At 70.6% G+C, this 2,221-nt stretch carries 2 protein-coding genes; both read left to right on the top strand.

Translation table 11 applies throughout. The features are described from left to right. Positions 1 to 819: COG4223 family protein (locus H8A92_RS40245; protein WP_420831442.1), on the top strand; the 819-nt coding region annotated here is incomplete at its 5' end. A gap of 20 nt (positions 820 to 839) precedes the next feature. Beyond that, on the top strand, positions 840 to 2,221 hold a 1,382-nt coding region (locus H8A92_RS40240), incomplete at its 3' end, for a heme biosynthesis protein HemY (RefSeq protein ID WP_229200777.1).

Genomic DNA, 2,221 nt, shown 5'->3' with positions numbered 1-2,221 from the left:
GTCGGCAGGCCGGTCGCGGCGGCCGCCGATCCCGCGGCAACGGCGCGGCTGGAGGCGCTGGACAAATCGATCGCTGCGCTCCGCACCGAGCTCGCAGCAACACGGGCGCAATCCGACAAGCTTGCCGCTGCCGTCAATGACGCGAAGGCCGCGCCGCGCGATGGCGCGGCTGCGCCCGACATCTCCGGCATCACCGCGCGCATCGACAAGGTCGAGGGTGCGGTGAAGGCGCAGGGCGCCGCGATCGCCAGGCAGGACGGCAAGATCGCCGACACCAAAGCCGAGGCGAAGGCGGACGACGTGCCGTTGCGCCGCGTCGTTGCGGCATCGCTGCTCGATGGCGCGGTTCGTCATGGCGATCCCTATGCCACCGCGCTCGAGGCCGCGAAGGCGCTCTCGGACGATGCCGCGGTGTTGAAGCCGCTCGAGACGTTTGCGACGTCAGGCGTACCGAGCCCGAACGCACTGTGCCGCGAGTTGATCGAGATCGTACCGCAACTCGCGCCGCCGCCGCCGGAAGCCGCCGCGGCCAGCGCCGGGCTGGTCGATCGTTTGCAGGCCGGTGCCTCCAAGCTGATCCGCATCGAGCGGTCCGATGGCACCGGGACCGATCGCAGCAGCATCGTCGCGCGCGTGACATCGGCCGCCGTGCATAATGATCTCGCATTGACCGAGCGTGAACTGAAGTCGCTGCCGCCGGCGGATCGCACCGCCGCGCAAGCCTGGCTCGCCAAGGTGGACGCGCGCCGCGCCGCGCTCGACGCGTCGCGTAAATTTGCCGACAACGCCATGGCGGCGCTCGCCACGGTCAATCAATAGACTCTTGCAATAGGTTCTTGATGATCCGGATCATTCTGTTCCTGCTGCTGATCGCGCTCGCTGCAGCGGGTGCGGCCTGGTTGGCCGATCAGCCCGGCGATCTCGTGCTGAATTGGGGCGGCTTGCGGCTGACGTCGAAGCAGCCGATGTACCTGCTCGGACTCGTCATCGTCATTGCGATGCTCGCGGGCGTGATCCTGCGCGGGCTGTGGAAGATCCCGGGCCACATCCGCCGCGGCAGGCGCGAGCGGCGCCATGCGCGCGGCCGTCACGCCATTACGCAAGGCCTGCTCGCGATCGGGCATGGCGATTCCGCAGGCGCCCGCGCGCATGCCGAAGTGGCGCGGCGCCACGCCGGAGGCGATCCGCTGGCGCTGCTGCTGCACGCGCAATCGGCGCAGCTCGACGGCGATCGCGACGGCGCGCAGCGCGCCTTCCGCGCCATGGCAGAGCGCCCCGACACGCGGCTGCTCGGCCTGCGCGGCCTGTTCATCGAGGCGCAGCGCGCCGACGATCCGGTGGCGGCGGTGATGATCGCCGAGGAAGCGCTGAAGATGTCGCCGTCGTCGTCATGGGCCTCGCATGCGGTGCTCGGCTTCTGCTGCGCCAAGGGCGATTGGGCCGGCGCGTTGTCGATCATCGACAACAACCAGACCGCCGGACTGATCGACAAGGCGACCTATCGGCGACAACGCGGCGTGCTGCTGACGGCGCGTGCGCTGGAGTTCGAGGCCATCGATCGCGACCTGTCGCGCTCCAGCGCGATGGAGGCGCTCAAGCTGGCGCCGACGCTAATCCCGGCTGCCGTGCTCGCCGCCAGATTCGAAAGCGAAGCGCATCAGGTGCGCCGCGCGATGCGCATCGTCGAGACCGCGTGGCTGGCGCAGCCGCATCCCGATCTCGCCGACGCCTATTCGCATGTGCGGCTCGGCGATGCCGCGCGCCAGCGGCTGGTGCGGGTCGAGACGCTGGCGGCCAAGACACCCGGCCACATCGAAGGCGCGCTGGCGATCGCGCGTGCTGCGATCGACGCGGCCGAATTCGCCAAGGCGCGCGCCGCGCTGGAGCCGTTCACAGCAGCGCCGACGCAGCGGGTCGCGCTGTTGATGGCGGAGATCGAGCGCACCGAGCATGGCGACAGCGGCCGGGCGCGGGCCTGGACCCTGCGCGCGGTGCGTGCGCTGCACGATCCGGTGTGGACAGCGGACGGCTATGTCTCCGATCGCTGGCGCCCGGTTTCGCCGGTTACCGGCCGGCTCGATGCCTTCCAGTGGCAGACGCCGGTGGCGGCGCTGCCGTCCGACAAAGGCCATGTGATCGAGCCCTCGCCCTTCGAGGAGGCGATGCTGGCGCCGCGGCGGGTCGCGCCGCCGAAGGAGCCGGCCGGCGAGCCGGAGGCGCC

The sequence above is a fragment of the Bradyrhizobium acaciae genome (assembly GCF_020889785.1).
Classification (GTDB): Bacteria; Pseudomonadota; Alphaproteobacteria; order Rhizobiales; family Xanthobacteraceae; genus Bradyrhizobium; species Bradyrhizobium acaciae.
This window is presented reverse-complemented; position numbering and strand designations above follow the sequence as displayed.